The organism is Franconibacter daqui (assembly GCF_014644275.1).
GTDB lineage: Bacteria > Pseudomonadota > Gammaproteobacteria > Enterobacterales > Enterobacteriaceae > Franconibacter > Franconibacter pulveris.
Map to the genome: position 1 here is coordinate 725,625 of NZ_BMKJ01000001.1, position 22,412 is coordinate 748,036.

General features: G+C 56.0%; 18 protein-coding genes and 1 pseudogene. 10 read left to right on the plus strand and 9 right to left on the minus strand.

The genetic code is table 11. The features are described 5' to 3' along the window. Nucleotides 1-103 precede the first annotated feature (103 nt). Entirely contained in the window at nucleotides 104-2,716 is a 2,613-nt protein-coding gene (gene pepN / locus IEX01_RS03430) for an aminopeptidase N (protein WP_188723266.1), read from the plus strand. Nucleotides 2,717-2,748: 32 nt separating this feature from the next. On the opposite strand, the gene ssuB is transcribed toward pepN, so the two are convergent. Genes ssuB through ssuE form a run of 5 tightly spaced genes read right to left on the minus strand, consistent with a single transcriptional unit; the run spans nucleotide 2,749 to nucleotide 7,002 of the window. Next, entirely contained in the window at nucleotides 2,749-3,522 is a 774-nt protein-coding gene (gene ssuB / locus IEX01_RS03435) for an aliphatic sulfonates ABC transporter ATP-binding protein (protein ID WP_188723267.1), read from the minus strand. Further along, nucleotides 3,519-4,310 carry an aliphatic sulfonate ABC transporter permease SsuC gene (gene ssuC, locus IEX01_RS03440; protein ID WP_024561456.1) on the minus strand — a complete coding sequence of 264 codons (792 nt, stop codon included), beginning with the start codon at nucleotides 4,308-4,310 and terminating at the stop codon, nucleotides 3,519-3,521. The genes ssuB and ssuC overlap by 4 nt, the downstream gene beginning before the upstream one ends. 10 nt (nucleotides 4,311-4,320) lie before the next feature. Further along, nucleotides 4,321-5,466 carry an FMNH2-dependent alkanesulfonate monooxygenase gene (gene ssuD / locus IEX01_RS03445; protein WP_188723268.1) on the minus strand — a complete coding sequence of 382 codons (1,146 nt, stop codon included), beginning with the start codon at nucleotides 5,464-5,466 and terminating at the stop codon, nucleotides 4,321-4,323. Beyond that, entirely contained in the window at nucleotides 5,463-6,434 is a 972-nt protein-coding gene (locus IEX01_RS03450) for a sulfonate ABC transporter substrate-binding protein (RefSeq protein WP_024556974.1), read from the minus strand. Before IEX01_RS03450 ends, ssuD begins: the two co-directional genes overlap by 4 nt. After that, nucleotides 6,427-7,002 carry an NADPH-dependent FMN reductase gene (gene ssuE / locus IEX01_RS03455; RefSeq protein WP_024556973.1) on the minus strand — a complete coding sequence of 192 codons (576 nt, stop codon included), beginning with the start codon at nucleotides 7,000-7,002 and terminating at the stop codon, nucleotides 6,427-6,429. Before ssuE ends, IEX01_RS03450 begins: the two co-directional genes overlap by 8 nt. 248 nt (nucleotides 7,003-7,250) lie before the next feature. Between ssuE and pyrD the strand changes: the two genes are divergently transcribed. Together pyrD and zapC are read left to right on the plus strand one after the other, a co-directional pair. After that, nucleotides 7,251-8,261 carry a quinone-dependent dihydroorotate dehydrogenase gene (gene pyrD / locus IEX01_RS03460; protein WP_024560857.1) on the plus strand — a complete coding sequence of 337 codons (1,011 nt, stop codon included), beginning with the start codon at nucleotides 7,251-7,253 and terminating at the stop codon, nucleotides 8,259-8,261. Nucleotides 8,262-8,427: 166 nt separating this feature from the next. Beyond that, nucleotides 8,428-8,970 carry a cell division protein ZapC gene (gene zapC, locus IEX01_RS03465; protein ID WP_024556971.1) on the plus strand — a complete coding sequence of 181 codons (543 nt, stop codon included), beginning with the start codon at nucleotides 8,428-8,430 and terminating at the stop codon, nucleotides 8,968-8,970. Here zapC and IEX01_RS03470 read toward each other — a convergent pair. After that, entirely contained in the window at nucleotides 8,967-10,076 is a 1,110-nt protein-coding gene (locus IEX01_RS03470; protein ID WP_024560856.1) for a YcbX family protein, read from the minus strand. The two genes, zapC and IEX01_RS03470, sit on opposite strands and share 4 nt — an antisense overlap. 99 nt (nucleotides 10,077-10,175) lie before the next feature. Here IEX01_RS03470 and rlmKL point away from each other — a divergent pair, with 99 nt between their 5' ends. The 6 genes from rlmKL to rmf all read left to right on the plus strand — a co-directional run bounded on the left by rlmKL (nucleotide 10,176) and on the right by rmf (nucleotide 18,106). Continuing rightward, nucleotides 10,176-12,293, plus strand: coding sequence for a bifunctional 23S rRNA (guanine(2069)-N(7))-methyltransferase RlmK/23S rRNA (guanine(2445)-N(2))-methyltransferase RlmL (gene rlmKL / locus IEX01_RS03475; RefSeq protein ID WP_024560855.1), 2,118 nt, complete (start codon nucleotides 10,176-10,178; stop codon nucleotides 12,291-12,293). A 6-nt stretch (nucleotides 12,294-12,299) separates the two neighbouring features. After that, the gene (locus IEX01_RS03480) at nucleotides 12,300-14,207 is read left to right on the plus strand and encodes an ABC transporter ATP-binding protein (protein WP_024556968.1); all 1,908 of its coding nucleotides are present in this window, start codon (nucleotides 12,300-12,302) and stop codon (nucleotides 14,205-14,207) included. 16 nt (nucleotides 14,208-14,223) lie between these two features. Next, the gene (gene pqiA, locus IEX01_RS03485) at nucleotides 14,224-15,498 is read left to right on the plus strand and encodes a membrane integrity-associated transporter subunit PqiA (protein ID WP_024556967.1); all 1,275 of its coding nucleotides are present in this window, start codon (nucleotides 14,224-14,226) and stop codon (nucleotides 15,496-15,498) included. Next, on the plus strand, nucleotides 15,485-17,125 hold the full coding sequence (gene pqiB, locus IEX01_RS03490; protein ID WP_034882028.1) for an intermembrane transport protein PqiB: 1,641 nt from the start codon (nucleotides 15,485-15,487) through the stop codon (nucleotides 17,123-17,125). The genes pqiA and pqiB overlap by 14 nt, the downstream gene beginning before the upstream one ends. Beyond that, the gene (gene pqiC / locus IEX01_RS03495; protein ID WP_048888423.1) at nucleotides 17,122-17,685 is read left to right on the plus strand and encodes a membrane integrity-associated transporter subunit PqiC; all 564 of its coding nucleotides are present in this window, start codon (nucleotides 17,122-17,124) and stop codon (nucleotides 17,683-17,685) included. The genes pqiB and pqiC overlap by 4 nt, the downstream gene beginning before the upstream one ends. A gap of 253 nt (nucleotides 17,686-17,938) precedes the next feature. Beyond that, the gene (gene rmf / locus IEX01_RS03500; RefSeq protein ID WP_049294256.1) at nucleotides 17,939-18,106 is read left to right on the plus strand and encodes a ribosome modulation factor; all 168 of its coding nucleotides are present in this window, start codon (nucleotides 17,939-17,941) and stop codon (nucleotides 18,104-18,106) included. Nucleotides 18,107-18,168: 62 nt separating this feature from the next. Here rmf and fabA read toward each other — a convergent pair whose 3' ends face one another. Both fabA and IEX01_RS03510 read right to left on the minus strand, forming a co-directional pair. Continuing rightward, complete coding sequence (gene fabA / locus IEX01_RS03505; RefSeq protein ID WP_024556964.1) at nucleotides 18,169-18,687, minus strand: bifunctional 3-hydroxydecanoyl-ACP dehydratase/trans-2-decenoyl-ACP isomerase; 519 nt, start codon at nucleotides 18,685-18,687, stop codon at nucleotides 18,169-18,171. 68 nt (nucleotides 18,688-18,755) lie between these two features. After that, a pseudogene (locus IEX01_RS03510) lies at nucleotides 18,756-20,439 on the minus strand (AAA family ATPase). Nucleotides 20,440-20,622: 183 nt separating this feature from the next. Here IEX01_RS03510 and matP point away from each other — a divergent pair. Then, nucleotides 20,623-21,084, plus strand: a complete 462-nt coding sequence (gene matP / locus IEX01_RS03515; RefSeq protein WP_024556962.1) for a macrodomain Ter protein MatP — start codon at nucleotides 20,623-20,625, stop codon at nucleotides 21,082-21,084. A gap of 60 nt (nucleotides 21,085-21,144) precedes the next feature. On the opposite strand, the gene ompA is transcribed toward matP, so the two are convergent. Beyond that, the gene (gene ompA / locus IEX01_RS03520; RefSeq protein WP_373289641.1) at nucleotides 21,145-22,164 is read right to left on the minus strand and encodes a porin OmpA; all 1,020 of its coding nucleotides are present in this window, start codon (nucleotides 22,162-22,164) and stop codon (nucleotides 21,145-21,147) included. Nucleotides 22,165-22,412 lie beyond the last annotated feature (248 nt).

The window sequence follows — 22,412 nt, forward strand, 5'->3', positions numbered from 1 at the left end:
AAGCTGCATGAGTGCACGGAAAAGATAAAGATTCTGCGTGGCAACATTATCGCAACAGGAATAGACTGAGGCGTAACCATACGGACCATGCATAAGGTTTTATATGACTCAACAGCCACAAGCCAAATACCGCCACGACTACCGTGCGCCGGACTATTTCATCAGCGATATTGACTTGACCTTTGAACTGGATGCCGCCCAAACCGTGGTCACTGCGGTAAGCCAGATTAGCCGTAACGCCGCCGCCGCGGCGCCGCTGCGTCTCGACGGCGAAGACCTTACTCTGGTTTCTTTACATATTAATGATGCTCCCTGGCAGGATTATCGACTGGAAGAGGGCGCGTTAGTCCTTGAGAATCTGCCGGAGCGCTTTACCCTTAAAATCGTCAATACCATCAGCCCGGCGACCAATACCGCGCTGGAAGGGCTTTATCAGTCGGGCGAAGCGATCTGCACTCAGTGCGAAGCGGAAGGCTTTCGTCATATTACCTGGTATCTGGACCGTCCGGACGTGCTGGCCCGTTTCACAACGAAAATCATCGCCGATAAAACCAAATACCCCTTCCTGCTTTCTAACGGCAACCGTGTAGGCCAGGGCGAGCTGGAAGGCGGTCGCCACTGGACGCAGTGGCAGGACCCGTTCCCTAAACCGTGCTATTTGTTTGCGCTGGTGGCGGGAGATTTCGACGTGCTGCGCGACACCTTTACTACCCGTTCCGGTCGGGACGTCGCGCTGGAACTCTTCGTCGATCGCGGCAATCTCGATCGCGCCAGTTGGGCGATGACTTCGCTGAAAAACTCCATGAAGTGGGACGAGCAGCGCTTTGGCCTGGAGTACGATCTCGACATTTATATGATAGTCGCGGTGGACTTCTTTAATATGGGCGCGATGGAGAACAAAGGCCTTAACGTCTTTAACTCCAAATTCGTGCTGGCTCGCGCCGAAACGGCAACTGATAAAGATTACCTGAACATTGAGCGCGTTATCGGCCACGAATATTTCCATAACTGGACCGGCAACCGCGTCACCTGCCGCGACTGGTTCCAGCTCAGCCTGAAAGAGGGGCTGACCGTTTTCCGCGACCAGGAATTCAGTTCAGATCTCGGCTCCCGCGCCGTTAACCGCATCAGCAACGTGCGCACCATGCGCGGTTTACAATTTGCTGAAGACGCAAGCCCGATGGCGCACCCGATCCGCCCGGATATGGTCATCGAAATGAATAACTTCTACACCCTGACCGTTTATGAAAAAGGGTCGGAAGTGATTCGCATGATGCATACTCTGCTCGGCGAAGAGAATTTCCAGAGAGGGATGCAGCTCTATTTTGAGCGCCATGACGGCAGCGCCGCCACCTGCGACGATTTTGTGCAGGCGATGGAGGACGCGTCAAATGTTGACCTTTCACACTTCCGCCGCTGGTACAGCCAGTCCGGCACGCCGGTTGTCACGGCGCAGGACGATTACGATCCGCAAGCCGAGCAATATACCCTGAAGCTGACGCAACACACGCCGCCGACGCCGGATCAGCAGGAGAAACTGCCGCTGCATATCCCGTTCGACATCGAACTCTACGATCACGAAGGCAAGGTTATCGCTCTGCAGCGTGAAGGCCACCCGGTATCGAACGTGCTGAACCTGACCCAGGCGGAGCAGACTTTTGTCTTTGACAATGTGCCGTGCCAGCCGGTGCCTTCGCTGCTGCGCGAATTCTCCGCGCCCGTGAAGCTTGAATACAAGTGGAGCGATCAGCAGCTCACGTTCCTGATGCGCCACGCGCGTAACGATTTCTCCCGCTGGGATGCGGCGCAAAGCCTGCTTGCGACATATATCAAGCTGAACGTGGCTCGCTTCCAGCAACAGCAGCCGCTTTCGCTGCCGTTGCATGTGGCGGACGCTTTCCGCGCTATTTTGCTGGATGACACCATCGACCCGGCGCTGGCGGCGGAAATCCTCACGCTGCCGTCGCAAAATGAGATGGCCGAGCTGTTCCAGACTATCGACCCGCTGGCTATCGCGGCGGTGCATCAGGCGCTGACCCGCACGCTGGCGACCGAACTGGCGGATGAATTCCTTGCGGTGTACAACGCCACGAAGCTTGAAGGCTACCGCGTCGATCATGCTGACATCGGCAAGCGCGCGCTGCGTAACATCTGCCTGCACTATCTGGCGTTTGGCGATGTCCAGCTGGCTGACAAGCTGGTCAGCCAGCAGTATCACTCCGCCGACAATATGACCGATGCGCTGGCCGCGCTGGCCGCTGCGGTCGGGGCGCAGTTGCCTTGCCGTGACACGCTGCTGGCGGAGTACGACGAGAAATGGCATCAGGATGGCCTGGTGATGGATAAATGGTTCATCCTGCAGGCGACCAGCCCGGCGCAAAATGCACTGCAAAAAGTGCGCGAGTTGCTTAATCACCGTTCGTTCAGCCTCGGCAACCCGAACCGCGTGCGCTCGCTGATTGGCGCATTCGCAGGCAGCAACCCGGCGGCGTTCCATGCCGAGGACGGCAGCGGCTATCAGTTTATGGTGGAGATGCTCACCGAGCTCAACAGCCGCAACCCGCAAGTGGCCTCCCGCCTGATAGAGCCGCTTATCCGCCTGAAGCGCTATGATGCCAACCGTCAGGCGCTGATGCGCGCCGCACTGGAAACGCTCAGGGCGTTGCCGAACCTTTCTGGCGATCTCTACGAGAAAATCAGTAAGGCGCTGGCGTAATACAAAAAGCCCTGCATATCGCAGGGCTTTTCTTACCCGTGGCTGACGCGCCGCGCCACAAATTTCTGTTCGCTTTTGCGCATTACCCGCTCCAGCACCTCTGCTTCCAGCTCCGCCAGCCGCGGCGAGCCGGTGCGCCGGGGACGCGCGAGTTCGACCGGGAGATCGAGACCAATTTTCCCGTCTTCAATCAGCAGCACCCGGTCCGCCATCGCCACCGCTTCACTCACATCATGCGTTACCAGCAGAACGGTGAAACCATGCTGCTGCCAGAGTTCGGTAATGAGCGCCTGCATTTCGAGTCGGGTAAGCGCATCAAGCGCGCCAAGGGGTTCATCCAGCAACAGAAGGCCAGGGCGATGAATCAACGCCCGGGCAAGCGCCACGCGCTGTTTTTGTCCGCCTGAGAGCGCAGCCGGCCATTCACTGGCGCGGCTTTCAAGCCCGACGGCCGCCAGCGCCTCACGCGCCCTGGGCCGCCAGTCGCCCTTTAGCCCCAGCCCAACGTTATCAATTACCTTTTTCCAGGGCAGCAGGCGCGCATCCTGGAACATCAGGCGCGTCTCCTCCTGCGCTTCGCTGAGCAACGCATTGCCTGCCCGCAAAACGCCGCCGTCCGGCTCTTCAAGCCCTGCGAGCAGGCGCAGCAGCGTGCTCTTCCCGCCGCCGCTGCGCCCGACCACCGCCACAAATTGCCCGGCGGGAATATGCAGGTTCAGTCCATCAAGAATAGTTTTGTCGCCGTAGCGTTTGGTTACGCCATCCAGCAGCAGCGGCGTACCCTGATTCAGCCTTGCCGTATTCATGCGGTTTTCTCCTGTTGCCTGTAGGCCGGATGCCAGCGCAGCCAGAGGCGCTCAAGCTGCTGGGCGCTTACGTCGGCTAGCTTGCCGAGCAGGGCGTAAAGAACGATGGCGACTACCACCACGTCGGTTTGCAGAAATTCGCGCGCATTCATCGCCAGATAGCCGATGCCGGCATTCGCCGAAATGGTTTCCGCCACGATAAGCGTCAGCCACATCAACCCCAGCGCGAAGCGTACGCCGACCATAATGGAGGGAAGGGCTCCCGGCAGGATCACCTGCGCAAACAGGCTGAAGCCCGAAAGACCATAGCTGCGGGCCATTTCCAGCAACCCCTGGTCGATGTTACGGATCCCGTGCCAGGTATTGATATAAATCGGAAAAAGCGTTCCGAGCGCTACCAGGAAAATTTTGGCGCTCTCATCAATGCCGAACCAGAGGATAACCAGCGGGATAAGCGCCAGATGCGGCACGTTGCGCAGCATCTGGATAGAGGTATCAAGCAGCCGTTCTCCCCAGCGTGAAAGGCCGCTGATAAGACCGAGCATCAGGCCGAGCGCGCCGCCAATCGAGAAACCAATCAGCGCCCGCCAGGCGCTAATGGCGAGGTGATGCCAGAGCTCGCCGCTCGCCGACAGGTTCCAGAACGCCTCCACCACCCCTTCCGGGGAGGGTAAAATGCGTGTGGAGAGCCAGCCCGTTTGCGAAGCGAATTGCCAGATAACAATGATGCCCACCGGCAGCAGCCAGGGCGCGGCCCGATAGAGCCACCTGCGTGAAGTCGTCGTCATGCCGTCCTCCTTAGCTTTGCGCTACCCGTCGCGGCAGAAATTCGTTGGCAACGGCTTCGCCTTGTTGCTGCAACCTCTGCGGCTGCGGCACTTGCGGGATAGCGATATCCAGATGCGGGAAGAGCAGTTCGCCTACGCGGTAAGCCTCTTCCAGATGCGGATAACCGGAAAGAATAAAGCTGTCGATACCCAGCGCGGCATACTCATTGATGCGCGCCGCCACCGTGGGGCCGTCGCCCACCAGCGCCGTGCCTGCGCCGCCGCGCACCAGCCCGACGCCCGCCCAGAGGTTAGGGCTGATTTCAAGGTTGTCGCGTTTGCCGTTGTGCAGCGCCGCCATACGGTGCTGGCCGACGGAATCAGTGCGGGCTAACGCCGCCTGCGCCTTGCTGATGGTTTCGTCATCCACTTTTTCAATCAGCCGATCGGCCGCCCGCCAGGCCTCTTCGTTGGTTTCACGCACAATCACGTGTAAACGAATGCCAAAACGCACGCTGCGCCCGTGCAACGCCGCCTTTGCGCGCACCTGCGCGATTTTCTCTTTTACCTGCTCCGGCGGCTCGCCCCAGGTCAAATAGAGGTCGACCTGTTCAGCGGCCAGGTCCTGCGCCACGTCGGACGAGCCACCGAAGTAGAGCGGCGGTCGCGGCTGCTGGACGGGCGGGAAAAGCAGCTTTGCGCCGCGTACGCGAATATGCTTGCCTTCATAATCCACCGTTTCCCCCTCCAGCAGCATGCGCCAGACGCGAGTAAACTCGGCCGACGCTTCATAGCGCGCAGTATGATCGAGGAAAACGCCATCGGCGGCGAGCTCCTGCGGGTCGCTGCCTGTCACCAGGTTAAAGAGCGCTCGTCCGTTGGAAAGCCGGTCGAGCGTGGCCGCCTGACGCGCTGCGACAGTCGGTGATATCACGCCTGGGCGCAGCGCCACCAGAAACTTCAGCCGCTGAGTCACCGGGATCATCGATGCCGCCACCAACCACGCATCCTCGCAGGAGCGGCCAGTCGGGATCAACACGCCGGTAAAGCCCAGTCGGTCCGCCGCCTGCGCTATTTGTTGCAGGTAGCCGTAGTCCACCGGGCGCGCGCCTTCATCGCTGCCGAGGTAGTGACCGTCGCCATGGGTGGGTAGAAACCAGAACAGGTTCAGGCTCATGATTTAGCTCCTTTTGTCTCTGCGGGTTGCCAGATGCGGGTGCGGATATCCACTTTTTTTGGCACCAGGTGGTTGTCATAAAACAGGTCGGCGGTGTGTTGCTGACGCACGGCAGTCTCTTCATTTACCGGCGTAATGGCCGTAGGCGGGCGATGATCAAGATAACTGGCGATAACCGGCTCCGGCAGCCCCATGCTTTGCGCCAGCAGCTTTACGCTTTCATCGCGCTGGCTGCGCGTCAGCGCGTCCGCCTCGCTGAAGGTTTGCAATACGCTTTGCAGGAAAGCGCCGTTTTTCTCAGCATACGGGCGAGCAGCGAGGTAAAACGAACCGGTCAGATTCAGGTCGCTGCCATCAGTCAGCACGCGCACGCCGCCCTGCAGCAGCGCGGCGGAATAGTACGGGTCCCAGATAGCCCAGGCGTCTACGTTGCCCTGCTGAAAAGCGGCGCGGGCATCGGCAGGAGTAAGGAAGGCTGGCTGGATATCGTTAAATGAGAGTCCCGCTTTTTGCAGCGCCCTCAACAGCAGATTGTGTGAGCTGGAGCCTTTCTGAAACGCCACCTTATGGCCTTTCAGATCCGCCACGCTTTTCAACGGGCTGTTTTCCGGCACCAGGATCACCTCGGCTTTCGGTTTCGGCGGTTCGGAACCGATGTAGACCAGATCTGCACCCGCCGCCTGGGCAAAGATAGGCGGAATATCCCCCGTGCTGCCTAAATCGATGCTGCCGACGTTCAGCGCTTCAAGCAGCTGCGGCCCGGCCGGGAATTCGACCCAACTGATTCGGGTATGTGGATAGCGCGTTTCTAAAAACTGGTGGCTTTTCGCCAGCACCATGCTGACCGAGCCTTTCTGATAACCAATCCTCAGCGCCTGCGGCGCCGTTTCAGCGGCGTTAAGCATTAAAGGCAGCGCCAGCAGCCCAACCAGCGTCAGCAGCGGCGCGCGGCGAAGAAAATTAAGCATGAATCGCTCCTTGTTCAGCAAAAGGGAAAGCAACGTTGACTTCGCGGCGGTGCAGCGCTTGCCAGAACGTTTCCAGCGCGGCATCCAGACGCTGGTGCAGGTTGGGCGAAAAAGCGGGCTTATGCTGGTAATCCTTTATCTGACTGTCGTCGGCGAACACGCCATGCAGGATCTCCTGCGCTTTTAACGCGCTCAAAACAGGCTTTAACGCATAGTCCACCGCGAGCAGATGAGCGACGGTGCCGCCGGTGGCGAGCGGCAATACCACCTTTTTCTCCAGCGCCCGTTCGGGCAGCAGATCCAGCAGCGTTTTCAATGCGCCGGAGAAAGAGGCTTTGTAGACGGGCGTGGCGATGATCAACCCATCTGCGCCTTCCAGCTGTTCAATCAACGTGCGCAGCGCAGGGCTGTCGAAGCGAGCGTAGAGCAAATCCTCCGGAGCGAAGTTTTGCAGATGCCAGTGGCACACTTCCACGCCCGATGTGTTCAGCTTATCCCGGGCATACTCCAGTAAAGCGCTGGAGCGAGAGGGGAAGCGTGGGCTTCCGGCCAGAGTAATGACTCGCATAACGGCTCCTTATAACCAATTGTTTGCTTTTAGGTAACATTAATAACAATTGATGAGATAGTGTCAGAAGCCGCAGGCGTCACTAACTAAAATTTCCGGCGACGCTATGCCAAAAAACGCATAAAGCGGCGGAAAAAAGGAAAACGTTTGCCTGGCGGGGCGCTTTTTTGCCGCAGGTCAATTCACTTTATAAAAGCGATCGCGGATAATAGCGCCCCGGTTTGCACACCGGGAATCCAGGAGAGTTCATGTACTACCCCTTCGTTCGAAAAGCCCTTTTTCAGCTCGACCCCGAGCGCGCTCATGAATTTACCTTTCAACAGTTACGTCGCGTAACGGGTACGCCGCTGGAAAAGCTGGTGCATCAGTCTGTGCCAGCAAAGCCGGTTACCTGCATGGGATTAACGTTTAAAAATCCGCTGGGTCTTGCCGCCGGGCTTGATAAAAATGGCGAGTGCATTGATGCATTCGGCGCGATGGGGTTTGGTTCCATCGAAATTGGCACCGTCACGCCGCGCCCGCAGCCGGGCAACGACAAGCCGCGTATCTTCCGTCTGGTGGAAGCGGAAGGGCTGATTAACCGCATGGGTTTTAATAATCTCGGCGTGGATAATCTGGTCGAGAATGTCAAAAAGGCGCATTTCGACGGCGTGCTGGGGATTAATATCGGCAAGAATAAAGACACGCCGGTTGAGCAGGGCAAAGATGACTACCTGATTTGCATGGAGAAAGTTTATCCCTATGCCGGTTATATCGCGATCAATATCTCTTCACCTAATACGCCCGGGTTACGCACGCTGCAATATGGCGAAGCGCTGGATGATTTACTCTCGGCGATTAAAGAAAAGCAGCGCGACCTGCAAAACCGTCATCATAAATATGTGCCGCTGGCGGTGAAAATTGCCCCGGATTTGACCGAAGAAGAATTAATTCAGGTGGCTGACAGTCTGGTTCGCCATAATATCGATGGGGTTATTGCCACAAATACGACGCTCGACCGAAGCCTCGTTCAGGGAATGAAACATTGTGATGAAACCGGCGGGTTGAGCGGTCGTCCGCTGCAGTTAAAAAGTACGGAAATTATTCGTCGCCTGAGTCTGGAATTAAAAGGCGCGCTGCCGATTATCGGCGTCGGCGGGATTGATTCGGTTGTTGCCGCACGCGAGAAAATGGCCGCAGGCGCTACGCTTGTGCAAATTTATTCCGGTTTTATTTTTAAAGGCCCGCCGCTGATTAAAGAGATTGTCACCCACCTCTGAACATCTCTTTTTCAGACCGACCAGGGCTTTATTTTCAGCCCTGGTTGTTTTATAGTCCGCCAGATGTTGCTTATTTATACTTTTGTACTATTTTGTTTTTTCAGAGAATAAACGCAGCGGCAAAAAGAGAGATATTCGTTGGCATTTAAGCGGTTGGGGGCAAATTATGCGGATTAAGCCGGACGATAACTGGCGTTGGTATTTTGATGAAGAGCACGATCGGATGATGCTCGATCTGGCCAATGGCATGATCTTTCGCTCACGCTTCGCCCGTAAAATGCTCACGCCGGATGCCTTTTCACCCGCTGGCTTTTGCGTTGATGACGCCGCCCTCTATTTCTCCTTTGAAGAAAAATGCCGCGACCTGCTGCTTAGCGCCGAGCAGCGTGCGGAGCTGGTGCTTAACGCGCTGGTCGCTATCCGCTTTCTTAAGCCGCAAATGCCGAAAAGCTGGCACTTTATTTCTCATGGCGATAGCGATACGCCGCGCTGTGGCGACGCCGCTTGTGTCTGGCTGAGCGATACCTCAGAGCCGGTAAACCTGCTGGTGGTGGAGCCGGGCGAGAACGCGACGCTTTGCCTGCTGGCGCAGCCTGCGCTGAATCTCGCCGGGCGCGCTATGCAGCTTGGCGATGCGATCAAAATCATGAACGACAGGCTGAAGCTTCAGGCGGCGCCGGAAAGCCTCAGCCTCGATCAAGCCGTTTAACCCGCAAGCTTTACCGGGCCCCGCGGCACGCAGCTACAGCATAAAATGGTGCCGTCGTCGCGAACGGCGTTCTGCTTAAGCGGCTGCACTTCACCTTCGACAAGCGTAATGCGGCAACTGCCGCAAATGCCCGCCCGACAGGAGTAGGGGACGCGGATGCCCTGCTGCTCAAGCTGTTCCAGCAGTATCTGCTGGTTATTGCCGCGAAAGGTTTGTCCCTGCCATTCAATCTCTACCACGCCTTCGGGTACGCTTTGCGTCGCGATGCTTTCCGCTACTTCACCGGCGCCATACCCTTTTGCCGGTTTACGCTCAAGGATCTCTACTTCATCGCCTACGCGCACGATGCCGCTGTTGCGGGCAATCAGGTTTTGGCCAAAATCGACATCGCCATTATCCTGGGCGGTACGGAAGGTTTGCAGCGTCGCCAGCGGTTCGCCAGCGGGATGTTTACGTCCTTTTTCAGGGCTGACGGTCGTAAAAATGCAGCGGCTGCAGGGCTTGGCGACATCAAAGACCACCTCGCCGATGCGCACGACTTTCCAGCTATCTTCTTCCCAGGCGCTGGCACCGCTGACCACCAGGTTTGGGCGAAACTGGTTCATGGCGACGCTTGCCTTACAGCGGTTTTGCAGGTCGCGCAGCGAAGCTTCGTTGGTGAGCAGGTAGGGATAACCGTCGGCGAAGGAGAGCGGCACTTCCTGGTGACGCTTCACCCGACGGGTAAGCGCCGGGCCGACCCAGCGCAGCTGCACGTCACGCCCGAAAAATCCGCTCAGCCAGCGATTAATGGCGGCAGGCGCGATCAGCGCAGTGAAGTGGTTGCCCCACACTTCGGTAGGCGACGGTTCAGGCGCAAAGTCGGCAAAGCGAATCGTCGCGGAACTGCCGTCCGGCGCGGCGAGGTAGAGGCCGTCATGCAGCATGGCGGGCGTGAACAATACCATTTGCGGATGCTGGCGTGCGGTAATAAAGGTGCCATCCGTCTCGGTCACCATAAAAATGCGGTCGAAAGCGAGGCCGCTGACATCCGCCAGCGCGTGCGACAGCTGAATACCGCGCATCGATTTTACCGGGTGAATATAAAGCCGTGACAGTGCGATCATTGCGCCCTCCATGCCTGAACAAATAAAAGGGCAACTTTATGACATGCGTGGTGGATTAGCTATAATGCGCAACAATTTTCTTTTTACCGAAGTGACGATATGAATTCTTTGTTTGCCAGTACGGCGCGTGGTCTGGAAGAGCTGCTAAAAACTGAACTGGAGAGCCTCGGCGCCGAGCGCTGTCAGGTGGTTCAGGGTGGCGTGCATTTTGAAGGCGACACTACGCTGCTTTACCAGAGCCTGATGTGGAGCCGTCTCGCTTCACGTATTTTGCTGCCGCTCGGCGAATGCAAAGTTTACAGCGACCTGGACCTTTATCTCGGCGTTCAGGCTATCGACTGGACCTCGCTTCTGGCGCCGGATGCGACCTTCGCCGTTCACTTCAGCGGTCTGAATGACACCATCCGCAACAGCCAGTACGGGGCGATGAAGGTAAAAGACGCCATCGTCGATGCCTTTACCCGTAAAAATCTGCCGCGCCCGACGGTCGATCGCGAAGCGCCGGACCTGCGCATTAACGTCTGGTTGAATAAAGAAACCGCCAGCATCGCCATCGACCTTAGCGGCGAAGGGCTGCATCAGCGCGGCTACCGCGATCGCACAGGCCAGGCGCCGATTAAAGAAAACCTGGCGGCGGCCATCGTCATGCGTTCCGGCTGGCAGCCGGGCACGCCGCTGCTGGACCCGATGTGCGGTTCCGGCACGTTGCTGATTGAGGCGGCCATGATCGCCACCGATCGCGCGCCGGGCCTGCATCGCACCCGCTGGGGCTTTACCGGCTGGTCGCAGCACGACGAAAACACGTGGAAAGCGGTAAAAACCGAAGCGCAAGTCCGCGCCCGCCGCGGGCTTAGCGAATACGCGTCGCGCTTTTATGGATCGGATAACGACCCGCGCGTCATTGAGCGCGCCCGCACTAACGCCCGTCGCGCCGGTCTTGCGGATCTTATTGCTTTCTCCGTGCAGGATGTCGCGCAGTTGAAAAACCCGCAGCCGGAGGGGCCGCACGGCGCCGTTATCAGCAACCCGCCTTACGGCGAACGCCTGGAAAGCGAACCCGCGCTGATCGCGCTGCACAGCCTGCTTGGCCGAACCATGAAAAGTCAGTTCGGCGGCTGGAAGCTTTCCCTCTTCAGCGCCTCGCCGGAGTTATTAAGTTGCCTGCAATTGCGTGCCGACCGCCAGTTTAAAGCGAAAAACGGCCCGCTCGACTGCGTACAGAAAAACTATCAGCTGGCGGAAACAGCGGCAGGCGCGGAGCCTGCGCAACTGGCCGAGGATTATGCCAATCGCCTACGCAAAAATCTTAAAAAGCTGGATAAATGGGCAAAGCAGGAGGGAATCGAGTGCTATCGCATTTATGATGCCGACCTGCCGGACTACAACGTGGCGGTAGACCGCTATGCCGACTGGGTGGTGATTCAGGAGTATGCGCCGCCAAAGACCATCGACCCGGCGAAAGCGCGCCAGCGCCTGTTCGACGTGATCGCCGCGACAATTTCCGTGCTGGGCCTGGCGCCGAATAAACTGGTGCTGAAAACCCGCGAGCGTCAGAAAGGCAAGAACCAGTATCAGAAGATGGCGGAGAAGGGCGAATTTATGGAGGTGCGGGAATATAACGCGCGCCTGTGGGTAAACCTGACGGATTATCTCGATACGGGCCTGTTTCTCGACCATCGCATTGCCCGCCGTATGCTGGGTGAGATGAGCAAAGGCAAAGATTTCCTGAATCTTTTTTCTTATACCGGCAGCGCCAGCGTTCATGCGGGCCTGGGCGGCGCCCGGTCTACGACTACAGTCGATATGTCGCGCACTTATCTGGAGTGGGCAGAGCGAAACTTGCGCCTTAATGGGTTAAGCGGGCGGGCTCACCGGCTTATTCAGGCAGATTGCCTGAGCTGGCTGCGCGAAGCGAATGAACAGTTCGATCTGATTTTTATCGACCCGCCGACGTTTTCTAACTCAAAACGTATGGATGAGGCATTTGACGTGCAGCGCGACCATCTGCAACTGATGAAGGATCTCAAGCGGATGTTAAGAAAAGGCGGCACCATTATGTTCTCCAACAATAAGCGCGGCTTTCGCATGGACCACGAGGGTATAGCGGCGCTGGGACTTCAGGCGCAGGAAATTACGCAGAAAACCCAGTCGCAGGATTTTGCCCGTAACCGTCACATTCACAATTGCTGGCTGGTCACCCACGCCGGTAAGGAATAACGAAGTATGTCTTTAATCAGTATGCATGGCGCCTGGCTCTCCTTCAGCGATGCGCCGCTTCTCGATAACGCTGAACTGCATATCGAGGAAAATGAACGTGTCTGTCTGGTCGGGCGCAACGGGGCCGGCAAATCGACCCTGATGAAAATTTTGAACCGTGAAGTGCCGCTGGACGATGGCCGAATTATCTACGAACAGGATCTGATTGTGGCTCGTCTGCAACAAGATCCTCCGCGCGATGTCGTCGGCAGCGTATACGACTTTGTTGCCGAAGGGGTGGAAGCGCAGGCGGAATACCTCAAGCGCTACCACGAGCTCTCCCATAAAGTGATGAGCGATCCAAGCGAGAAAAACCTGGCTGAACTGGCACAGGTGCAGGAAATGCTCGATCATCACGGCCTGTGGCAGCTAGACAGCCGCATCACCGAAGTGCTGGCGCAGCTTGGTCTGGACGCCGATGCGCCGCTCGCCTCGCTTTCCGGCGGCTGGCTGCGCAAAGCCGCGCTTGGTCGCGCGCTGGTCAGCGGGCCGCGCGTGCTGCTGCTCGACGAACCGACTAACCATCTGGATATTGAAACTATCGACTGGCTGGAGGGATTCCTGAAAACCTTCTCCGGCAGCATTGTTTTCATCTCTCACGACCGCTCCTTTATTCGCAACATGGCGACGCGCATCGTTGACCTGGATCGCGGCAAGCTGGTCTCTTATCCTGGCGATTACGATAAATATCTGCTCGCTAAAGAAGAAGCGCTGCGGGTGGAAGAGCTGCAAAACGCAGAATTCGATCGCAAGCTGGCGCAGGAAGAGGTGTGGATCCGCCAGGGCATTAAAGCTCGCCGCACCCGTAACGAAGGGCGCGTCCGTGCGCTAAAAGCGATGCGCCGTGAACGCAGCGAACGCCGCGACGTGATGGGCAGCGCGAAGATGCAGGTGGAAGAGGCGACCCGTTCAGGCAAAATTGTTTTCGAACTGGAAGAGGTCAGCTACCGCCTGGCCGACCGGGTGCTGGTGAAAGATTTCAGCGCCCAGGTGCAGCGCAGCGACAAAATCGCGCTGATTGGCCCTAACGGCTGCGGCAAAACCACGCTGCTTAAGCTGATGCTCGGCCAGCTTAACGCGGACAGCGGCCGCGTGCACGTGGGCACCAAACTTGAAGTCGCCTATTTCGACCAGCATCGCGCAGAGCTGGACCCGGAAAGAACCGTGATGGACAACCTGGCTGAAGGCAAACAGGAAGTCATGGTCAACGGCAAGCCGCGTCATGTACTGGGCTACCTGCAGGACTTTCTGTTCCACCCGAAACGCGCCATGACGCCGGTCCGGGCGCTCTCTGGCGGCGAGCGTAACCGCCTGCTGCTGGCGCGCCTGTTCCTCAAGCCCAGCAACCTGCTTATCCTCGACGAACCCACCAACGATCTCGACGTGGAAACGCTGGAGCTGCTTGAAGAGCTCATCGACAGTTATCAGGGCACCGTGCTGCTGGTTAGCCATGACCGCCAGTTTGTCGACAATACGGTGACTGAATGCTGGATTTTTGAGGGTGAAGGCCGCATCGGCCAGTATGTCGGCGGCTATCATGATGCGCGTGGTCAGCAGGCTGCAAGCGCTGCACTGCGTGAGCCGACGCAGAAAAAAACAACGCCAGCGCCCGCCGCAAAGCCGGAAACTGTCAAACGCGCCGCTAACAAACTAAGCTATAACTTGCAGCGTGAACTGGAACAATTGCCTGAGCGGCTGGAAAAGCTGGAGGCGGAGATGGAAGCTCTGCAGGCGCAGGTTAGCGACGCGGCGTTCTTTAACCAGCCGCACGATGTCACGCAGCGCGTGCTGGAGGAGCTGGCGGCGGCGGAAAAAGCGCTGGAGGAAGCGTTTGAACGCTGGGAATACCTGGAGTCTCTGAAAAACGGTGAGTAAATAAGGAAGCCCCGGCATGCATGAGCACCATCACGCTTCAGCGCATATACTCTGCCCACAGTGCGATCTTCTGGTGAAGATACCGACGCTGGAGAATGGACGCAAGGCGGCGTGTCCGCGCTGCGGCACAACGCTCACCACGCAATGGGATGAGCCGCGCCAGCGCCCTTCAGCCTATGCGTTGGTCGCGCTCTTTATGCTGCTGCTCTCCAACCTTTTTCCGTTCGTTAATATGAAAGTGGCGGGGGTGACCAGTGAAGTGGACTTGCTGGAAATCCCCGGCGTCATGTTCTCTGAAGATTACGCAAGCCTCGGCACGTTTTTTCTGGTGTTTGTGCAATGCGTGCCGACATTTTGCCTGATAGCTGTTCTGCTGCTGGTGAACCGGGTGCCGCTTCCTGCCGCGCTGAAGCGCGGCATGGCGCGAGTCTTATTCGACTTAAAAAGCTGGGGCATGGCGGAAATTTTTCTGGCAGGCGTGCTGGTGAGTTTCGTTAAACTCATGGCTTATGGCGATATCGGTGTCGGCACAAGTTTCCCTGCCTGGTGCTTCTTTTGCCTGCTGCAATTACGCGCTTTTCAGTGCGTTGACCGGCGATGGCTGTGGGACGACATCGCGCCGGCGCCGCGTATTGAACGAGCGTTTCAGACTGGCGTGCCCGGTATTCGTCAGGGGCTGCGCTCTTGCCCTTGCTGTACCGCCATTCTGCCTGCTGAGCAAAAGCGCTGCCCGCGCTGCCATACGGTAGGCTATGTGCGTCGTAAAAACAGTCTGCAATGGACAATGGCGCTGCTTATCACCGCCATTTTGCTCTATCTGCCTGCCAATATCCTGCCGATTATGATAACCAGCCTGCTGGGCGATGAAATGCCATCCACCATTATGGCCGGGGTAATATTGCTCTGGAGCGATGGCTCCTATCCCGTCGCGCTGGTGATTTTCATCGCCAGCATCATGGTGCCTACTTTAAAGATGATCGCCATCGCCTGGCTATGCTGGGATGCCAAAGGGCATGGCAAGCGGCGCGATAGCGAGAGAATGCATTTGATTTATGAAATTGTCGAATTCGTTGGTCGCTGGTCAATGATAGACGTGTTTGTTATCGCCGTGCTTTCTGCGCTGGTGCGCATGGGTGCGCTAATGAATATCTATCCTGCCTGGGGCGCAGTGTTGTTCGCTATGGTGGTTATCATCACGATGTTTGCCGCCATGACCTTCGATCCGCGTCTGTCCTGGGATCGCGAACCAGATGTAAACCATGAGGAGTCTTCGGAACATGGAAAAAACTAGCGGGGAAGCCAAAGTGCAGAAGGTGAAAAACTGGTCGCCGGTCTGGATATTCCCCATCGTAACGGCGTTGATTGGCGCCTGGATTCTGTTCTATCACTACAGCCATCAGGGGCCGGAAGTCACACTTATTACCACCAACGCGGAAGGGATCGAAGGCGGAAAAACGGCGATTAAGAGCCGCAGCGTGGATGTTGGGATAGTGGAAAGCGCCGTGCTGACCGATGACCTTCACCATGTGGAAATCAAAGCGCGCCTGAACCCTGATATGGAAAAGCTGCTGCATAAAGACTCTGTCTTTTGGGTAGTAAAACCGCAAGTAGGCCGTGAGGGCATCAGTGGGCTTGGGACGCTGCTTTCAGGCGCCTATATCGAACTGCAGCCTGGCACTAAGGGCGCGCAGCCGGATAATTATCAGCTGCTGGACTCGCCGCCGTTGGCGCCGCCAGATGCAAAAGGGATCCGTGTCATTCTCGACAGCAACAAAGCGGGACAATTAACGCCCGGGGACCCGGTACTGTTCCGCGGTTATCGTGTAGGTTCAGTAGAAACCAGCACCTTTGATCCGCAAAAGCGCAGCATTAGCTATCAGTTGTTCATCAATGCGCCAAACGATCGGCTGGTGACCAGCAACGTGCGTTTCTGGAAAGACAGCGGCATTGCGGTTGATCTCAGCGCTTCAGGTATGCGTGTTGAGATGGGTTCCCTGACAACACTCTTTGGCGGCGGCGTCAGCTTCGACGTGCCGGAGGGATGGGAGCCTGGTCAGGTGGTGGCTGAGAAGTCAGAGTTCAAATTATTCGACGATCAGCGAAGCATCCAGGAGTCGCTCTATACCGATCATATCGACTACCTGTTGTTCTTTGACGACAGCATACGTGGTCTGCAGGCCGGGGCGCCGGTCGAGTTCCGCGGCATTCGTCTGGGGACGGTCGCCCAGGTGCCCTACTTTGTTCCCGGTATGAAACAAGCTGTCAGGAAAGATTATCGTATTCCTGTCTTAATCCGCATTGAGCCGGAGCGGCTGGCTAATCAATTTGGTGAAGATCCAGAAATTGGCAAGCATCTGCCGGACGTGGTTAAAAACGGTCTGCGCGCCTCGCTGAAAACCGGCAACCTCGTAACGGGACAGCTTTATATCGATCTGGATTTCTATCCGAAAGCGCCGCCAGTAACCCAGATGCCGTCGTTTAACAATTATCTGGTTATTCCAACCGTCAGCGGTGGGCTGGCGCAAATCCAGCAGCGCCTGATGGATACGCTGGACAAGATTAACAATCTGCCGCTCAATCCAATGATCCAACAGGCTACCAATACGCTAAGTGAAAGCCAGCGTACCATGCGTCGCCTCCAGACTACGCTTGATAACCTCAACAAGCTGACCGCCAGCGAATCGACGCAGAATCTGCCTGCGGATATGCAACGTACTCTGCGCGAGCTTAACCGCAGCATGCAGGGCTTCCAGCCGGGTTCTGCTGCCTATAACAAGATGGTGGCCGATATGCAGCGCCTCGATCAGGTATTGCGCGAGCTGCAGCCGGTTCTGCGAACCCTTAATGAGAAGAGCAACGCGCTGGTATTTGAAGCGAAGAATAAAAAAGATCCGCAGCCGAAGAGGGCAAAAGAATGAAAAAGTGGCTCCCGGTCATCATGGCTGTTGCGCTGAGTGCGTGCAGCAGCACGGATGAAACGATCTGGTATCAACTGCCTGCCGCCTCGCAGACGGTCACGCAGCGCGCCGCAACCGACAGTAATCGTCTGCTGTGGGTAGAACAGGTCGCCGTTCCTGATTACCTGGCTGGTAACGGCGTAGCGTACCAGACGACCGAGGTTCAATATAATATTGCCAACAGCAATCTTTGGGCCAGCCCGCTCGACCAGCAACTGCGCAACACGCTGGTGACTAACCTGACCGGGCAGCTGCCTGGCTGGGTAGTCTCCGCTCAACCGCTCGGCAGCGAACAGGATACGCTTAACGTCAATGTGACGGGCTTCCATGGACGTTACGACGGACGCGTTATCGTTAGCGGCGAATGGTTGCTCAACCATCAGGGGCAACTGCTGAAGCGGCCTTTCCATATTGAGCTCAAGCAGCAACAGGACGGGTATGACGCTATGGTTAAAGCACTGGGGGTCGGCTGGCAACAGGCAGCACAAAGTATTGCCAGCGAAGTATCTCGCCTGCCATAAGAATATTTAATCTGGTCTCAAGCCGCTGCGGGAACGACTTATCTGGCAGCGGCTTTTCTTTTGCCCTTAACAGGATACCTGAACATCCCGCCGCGCTTTGTACAAAGCATTTTTCTGATAGCTCACAAATATGACATTGGCGTGAATTTTGCGCGTTGACGACTCATGCTTTTGCAGGTATTGGTAAGGGGTGGTTGCACATTTTGTAATCACTGTTTTCTTTCCACCAGACTGAAAATGAGGGAAACGAGGCATGAAGAGACAAAAACGAGATCGCCTGGAACGGGCTCATCAACGCGGTTATCAAGCCGGTATGACCGGACGATCAAAAGAAATGTGTCCTTATCAGGCTTTGAATCAAAAGTCTCATTGGCTGGGAGGCTGGCGAGAAGCCATGGAGGACAGGGCCGTAATTGCCTGATCCTGTCTCTTTAGAAGGAAGAAACCTCCGCATTGCGGAGGTTTCGCTGTTCTGGGGGATTATCAGAACGAAGAAGTATCCTGGAACAGACCGACTTTCAGATCGGTTGCGTTGTAGATCAGATGACCATCAACCAGCACTTCGCCATCAGCAATACCCATTACCAGACGGCGGTTTACAACGCGTTTGAAGTGGATGCGGTAGGTAACTTTTTTCGCACTAGGCAGTACCTGACCGGTAAATTTCACTTCACCCACGCCCAGCGCGCGACCTTTACCTTCGCCGCCGAGCCAGCCCAGATAGAAACCGACTAACTGCCACATCGCGTCGAGACCGAGGCAGCCTGGCATCACCGGATCGCCGATGAAATGGCAACCGAAGAACCACATATCCGGATTGATATCGAGTTCGGCTTCAACATAGCCTTTATCATAGTTGCCACCGGTTTCGGTCATTTTGACCACGCGGTCCATCATCAGCATATTCGGAGCCGGCAACTGCGGGCCTTTAGCGCCAAACAGTTCACCGCGACCAGAGGCAAGAAGATCTTCTTTCGTATAGGAATCGCGTTTGTCTACCATGTCTTAAATCAGCCTTATTTTAGTGAGGGACGCAGGTTAGCTAACATGTGTACGCTGAACAAGTCCGATCAGTTACGGCTGAACCAGCCTAACCAGCGCAGCGGCCACGGAAAACGGTGGCGTGCTTCCAGTTGTGTAGCCTGAGCAATCCGCTCCTGAATCGTCTGTATTAATGTCGTCTTACCTTCACCGTCCCACGGCAGGGTGGTAAGCAGCGGCAGCGCATCAGTAACATCATCAATAGCCCATAGCGAAAATTGCTCGTTCTTGACCGCTTCCAGCACTTCACTGTTGAGGCAAAGGTGACGTACGTTGGCAAGCGGAATAATAGCGCCCTGCTTGCCGGTAAGCCCACGCTGCTGGCACAGATTAAAGAAACCTTCAATCTTTTCATTTAACCCGCCAACAGGCTGCGCGCGACCAAACTGATCTACCGAGCCGGTAATCGCGATATGCTGATGTAACGGAACGTCCGCCAGCGCGCTTATCAGCGCACAGAGTTCAGCCATAGAGGCACTGTCGCCATCTACTTCATTGTAGGACTGTTCGAAGGTCAAAGAGGCGGAGAAGGGCATTTGCTGTTCAAGCTGCAGCTCCGCCATTAAAAACGCCTGCATGATCATCATACCCTTGGCGTGGATGTTGCCGCCAAGCTCCGCCTTGCGCTCCACATCAATAAATTCCCCGGAGCGCGTTAATCTGACCAACCCGCTCGCCTTCCGTTTCAACCAGAATTTGCTCAAGCAGGAGCTCATCCTGCATACGCTCCGGCAGGAAGCCTTCACGCCAGGCGCGTTGCTCAAGCATTTGCACCATCTCATCGCCGGAGAATTGGTCGCCTTCGCAATAGGGCGCAACTTCTTTCAATTGACGGGTAAGCCATAGAGGACAGAGCGGCAACGTCTCCTGATCGCCTGTATAGCGAACCGCTTCACGGATAAGCGCTTCCCATGCATCAGGCGCTGGCGAAGGAAGAGCGGCGTCGTGCGCTACGCTGCGCACCCATTGACACCAGTTCGCCATGCACTCTTCATCAGTAAGTTGCAGGTTCTCTTCGAACTCGCTATAAACGGCCAGAGAGGCGAGTTCGGGCTCCATCTCCTGAAAATCAGCAAGGGAGTCGCGCTCGCCTACCAGAATGACTTTTAACTGCAGCGGCAGCGAAGGCACTGAAACAGGCAACGGGCGTGTCTCATCCGGCGAGAGCCAGTCAAAGCGCGAGTGGGTGACTATCTGCTTAAGACGAAGCCAGAGAAGGGGCTGTAACAGCAGAGTCTTAAGCGAAATAACCAGAATGCCGCCGTTCGCCTTATGGACAAGCCCCGGTTCCAGCGTAATCTCGCCATTAAACAGGCGGACGCAACCAAACAGCTGTTCGGTTTCGACCCAATCGGCAGTTATCACTTCGCCGGTGGTACAAAAGTCACCTGTCTGGTTATTGGCTGGCAGAAAGGCAATCTTATTGCTTTCAATCTGATAATGACCGCCAAAGTGCTGTTCCGGCAAGGTAAACTGACTACGTGCCGCAGCGGCGATAATTTTAAGGTAATCATGCTCTTCCGGCGCTTTAACCAGCATAAAAGAAGAAGCAGAACGAGGATGACAGAGTTGCGACAGGCCATAACAGAGACGAGACTGTAGGGTGTCGAATTCCAGTGTATTTTCCGTGTCGGATAAGGGCTGTGCAAATAGTGTCTGATATTGTTCAGTATCAGGAACCAGCGCACGCCATGAAAGTCGATTTATGGTCAAAGTTTACTTTTTTGGGTTGATGGTCAAAAGCGCGATTATACCGCAATGGCTCCGCCTGCACACGGTTAATCCCCCACTGCCTCACCATAAACGGTGACAGGTTCACGGTAGTTCAATTCATTTCAGCGAAACGAAGAAAAACTGTTATCCTGAAACAAGTTACACGGTCACCCTGAGATCGCAATGAAATATCAACAACTGGAAAATCTTGAAAGCGGCTGGAAGTGGAAATACCTGGTAAAGAAACACCGGGAAGGGGAACTTATCACTCGTTACCAGGAAGCCAGCGCGGCTCAAGAAGCGGTAAACCTTTTACTGGCGATGGAAAACGACCCTGTGCGCGTCCTTGGCTGGATAGATGAACATATTAATCCGGCGCTGCTTAACCGAATGAAGCAGACTATACGCGCACGCCGTAAGCGTCATTTTAATGCCGAACATCAGCACACCCGTAAGAAATCAATCGATCTGGAGTTTATGGTCTGGCAACGTCTGGCAGGCCTTGCGCAGCGTCGCGGCATTACGCTTTCTGAAACCATCGTACAGCTAATTGAAGATGCAGAACGCAAAGAAAAATATGAAAGTCAGATGTCGAATCTGAAGCAAGACTTACAGGCGTTGTTAGGTAAGAAATCGGAAGATTAAAAAAAGCCGAGTGCTGATAATAAAAAACCCCGCCGGAGCGGGGTTTTTTTAACGTATAACTTAAGCCTGCGGCTGAGTTACAACGTCTTTGATACCTTTAACTTCGATTTCAACGCGACGATCTGGCGCCAGGCAGTCGATCAGAGCTGCACGCGCTTTCACGTTGTCACAGGTGTTGCCGGTAACCGGGTTGGATTCGCCCATACCACGTGCGGAGATCTTGTTGGACGGGATACCTTTAGAGATCAGGTAGTCAACAACAGACTGAGCACGTTTCTCGGACAGACCCTGGTTGTAAGCGTCAGAACCGATACGGTCGGTGAAGCCCAGAACCACTACAGAACCGTCTTTCGGATCCAGGTTGCTCAGCTGGCTGTACAGCTGATCCAGCGCCTGCTGACCTTCCGGTTTCAGAGTAGATTTGTTGAAGTTGAACAGAACGTCAGACTTCAGGGTGAAGTGTTTGGTCTGTACTTCCGGAGCCGGAGCCGGAGCCGGAGCAACTACCGGAGCAGCTTCTTCCTGCTGGCCGAAACGGTAGGAAACACCTACGCTCAGCATGCCGTTGTCCGGACGAACGCCAACGGTGTTGCCGTCGCCGATGTTGTTAACCCACTGGTATTCCAGACGGGTAGCGATATCGCGGGTCATCGCCCATTCTACGCCGCCAGCGAAGACCGGAGAAACGCCGGTGTCGTGGTCGTCGCCAGCAATGCTGTTGCTGGAGTCAGCGCGCCATACCATGCCGCCCAGACGAGTGTATACGTCCAGGTTATCAGCTACCGGGTAACCCAGTTTCGCGGTCAGCTGTACGCCCTGAGCTTTGAATGCGCCGTTGATGGTGTCGCCTTTGTACGGCATACGGCCCAGCCAGTCGTAACCCATTTCGAAACCAACGTACGGGTTAACCTGGTAACCACCGAACGCACCTGCACCGAGCTGGCTCTCATGAGTCGGGCCGTCGTTGTTCAGGGAGCTGTTATACCAACCGGTATCGTGGAACTGGGACCAACCCAGCTTACCACCCGCATACCAGGTGTTATCTTTCGGTGCAGGCCATGAACAGATCGAAAAGTTCACGGTTAAATCCTTCACCGGGGTTATTGCTCAATATGTAACTCTACCGATATTTTCGGTTTATGAGAGCAACCCTGGCGAGGTAAAGTCTACAACGTAGTTGAAAACTTACAAGTGTGAACTCCGTCAGACACATGAAAAAAAGCGCTTGCGAACACATTTTTTAACATTTTAGGAACTTATTTAGCCGTTGAAAACACGGCTAAAACCCGTCCAGCCCGCTAATTTCGCTTCATGCTAATGACCTGGCA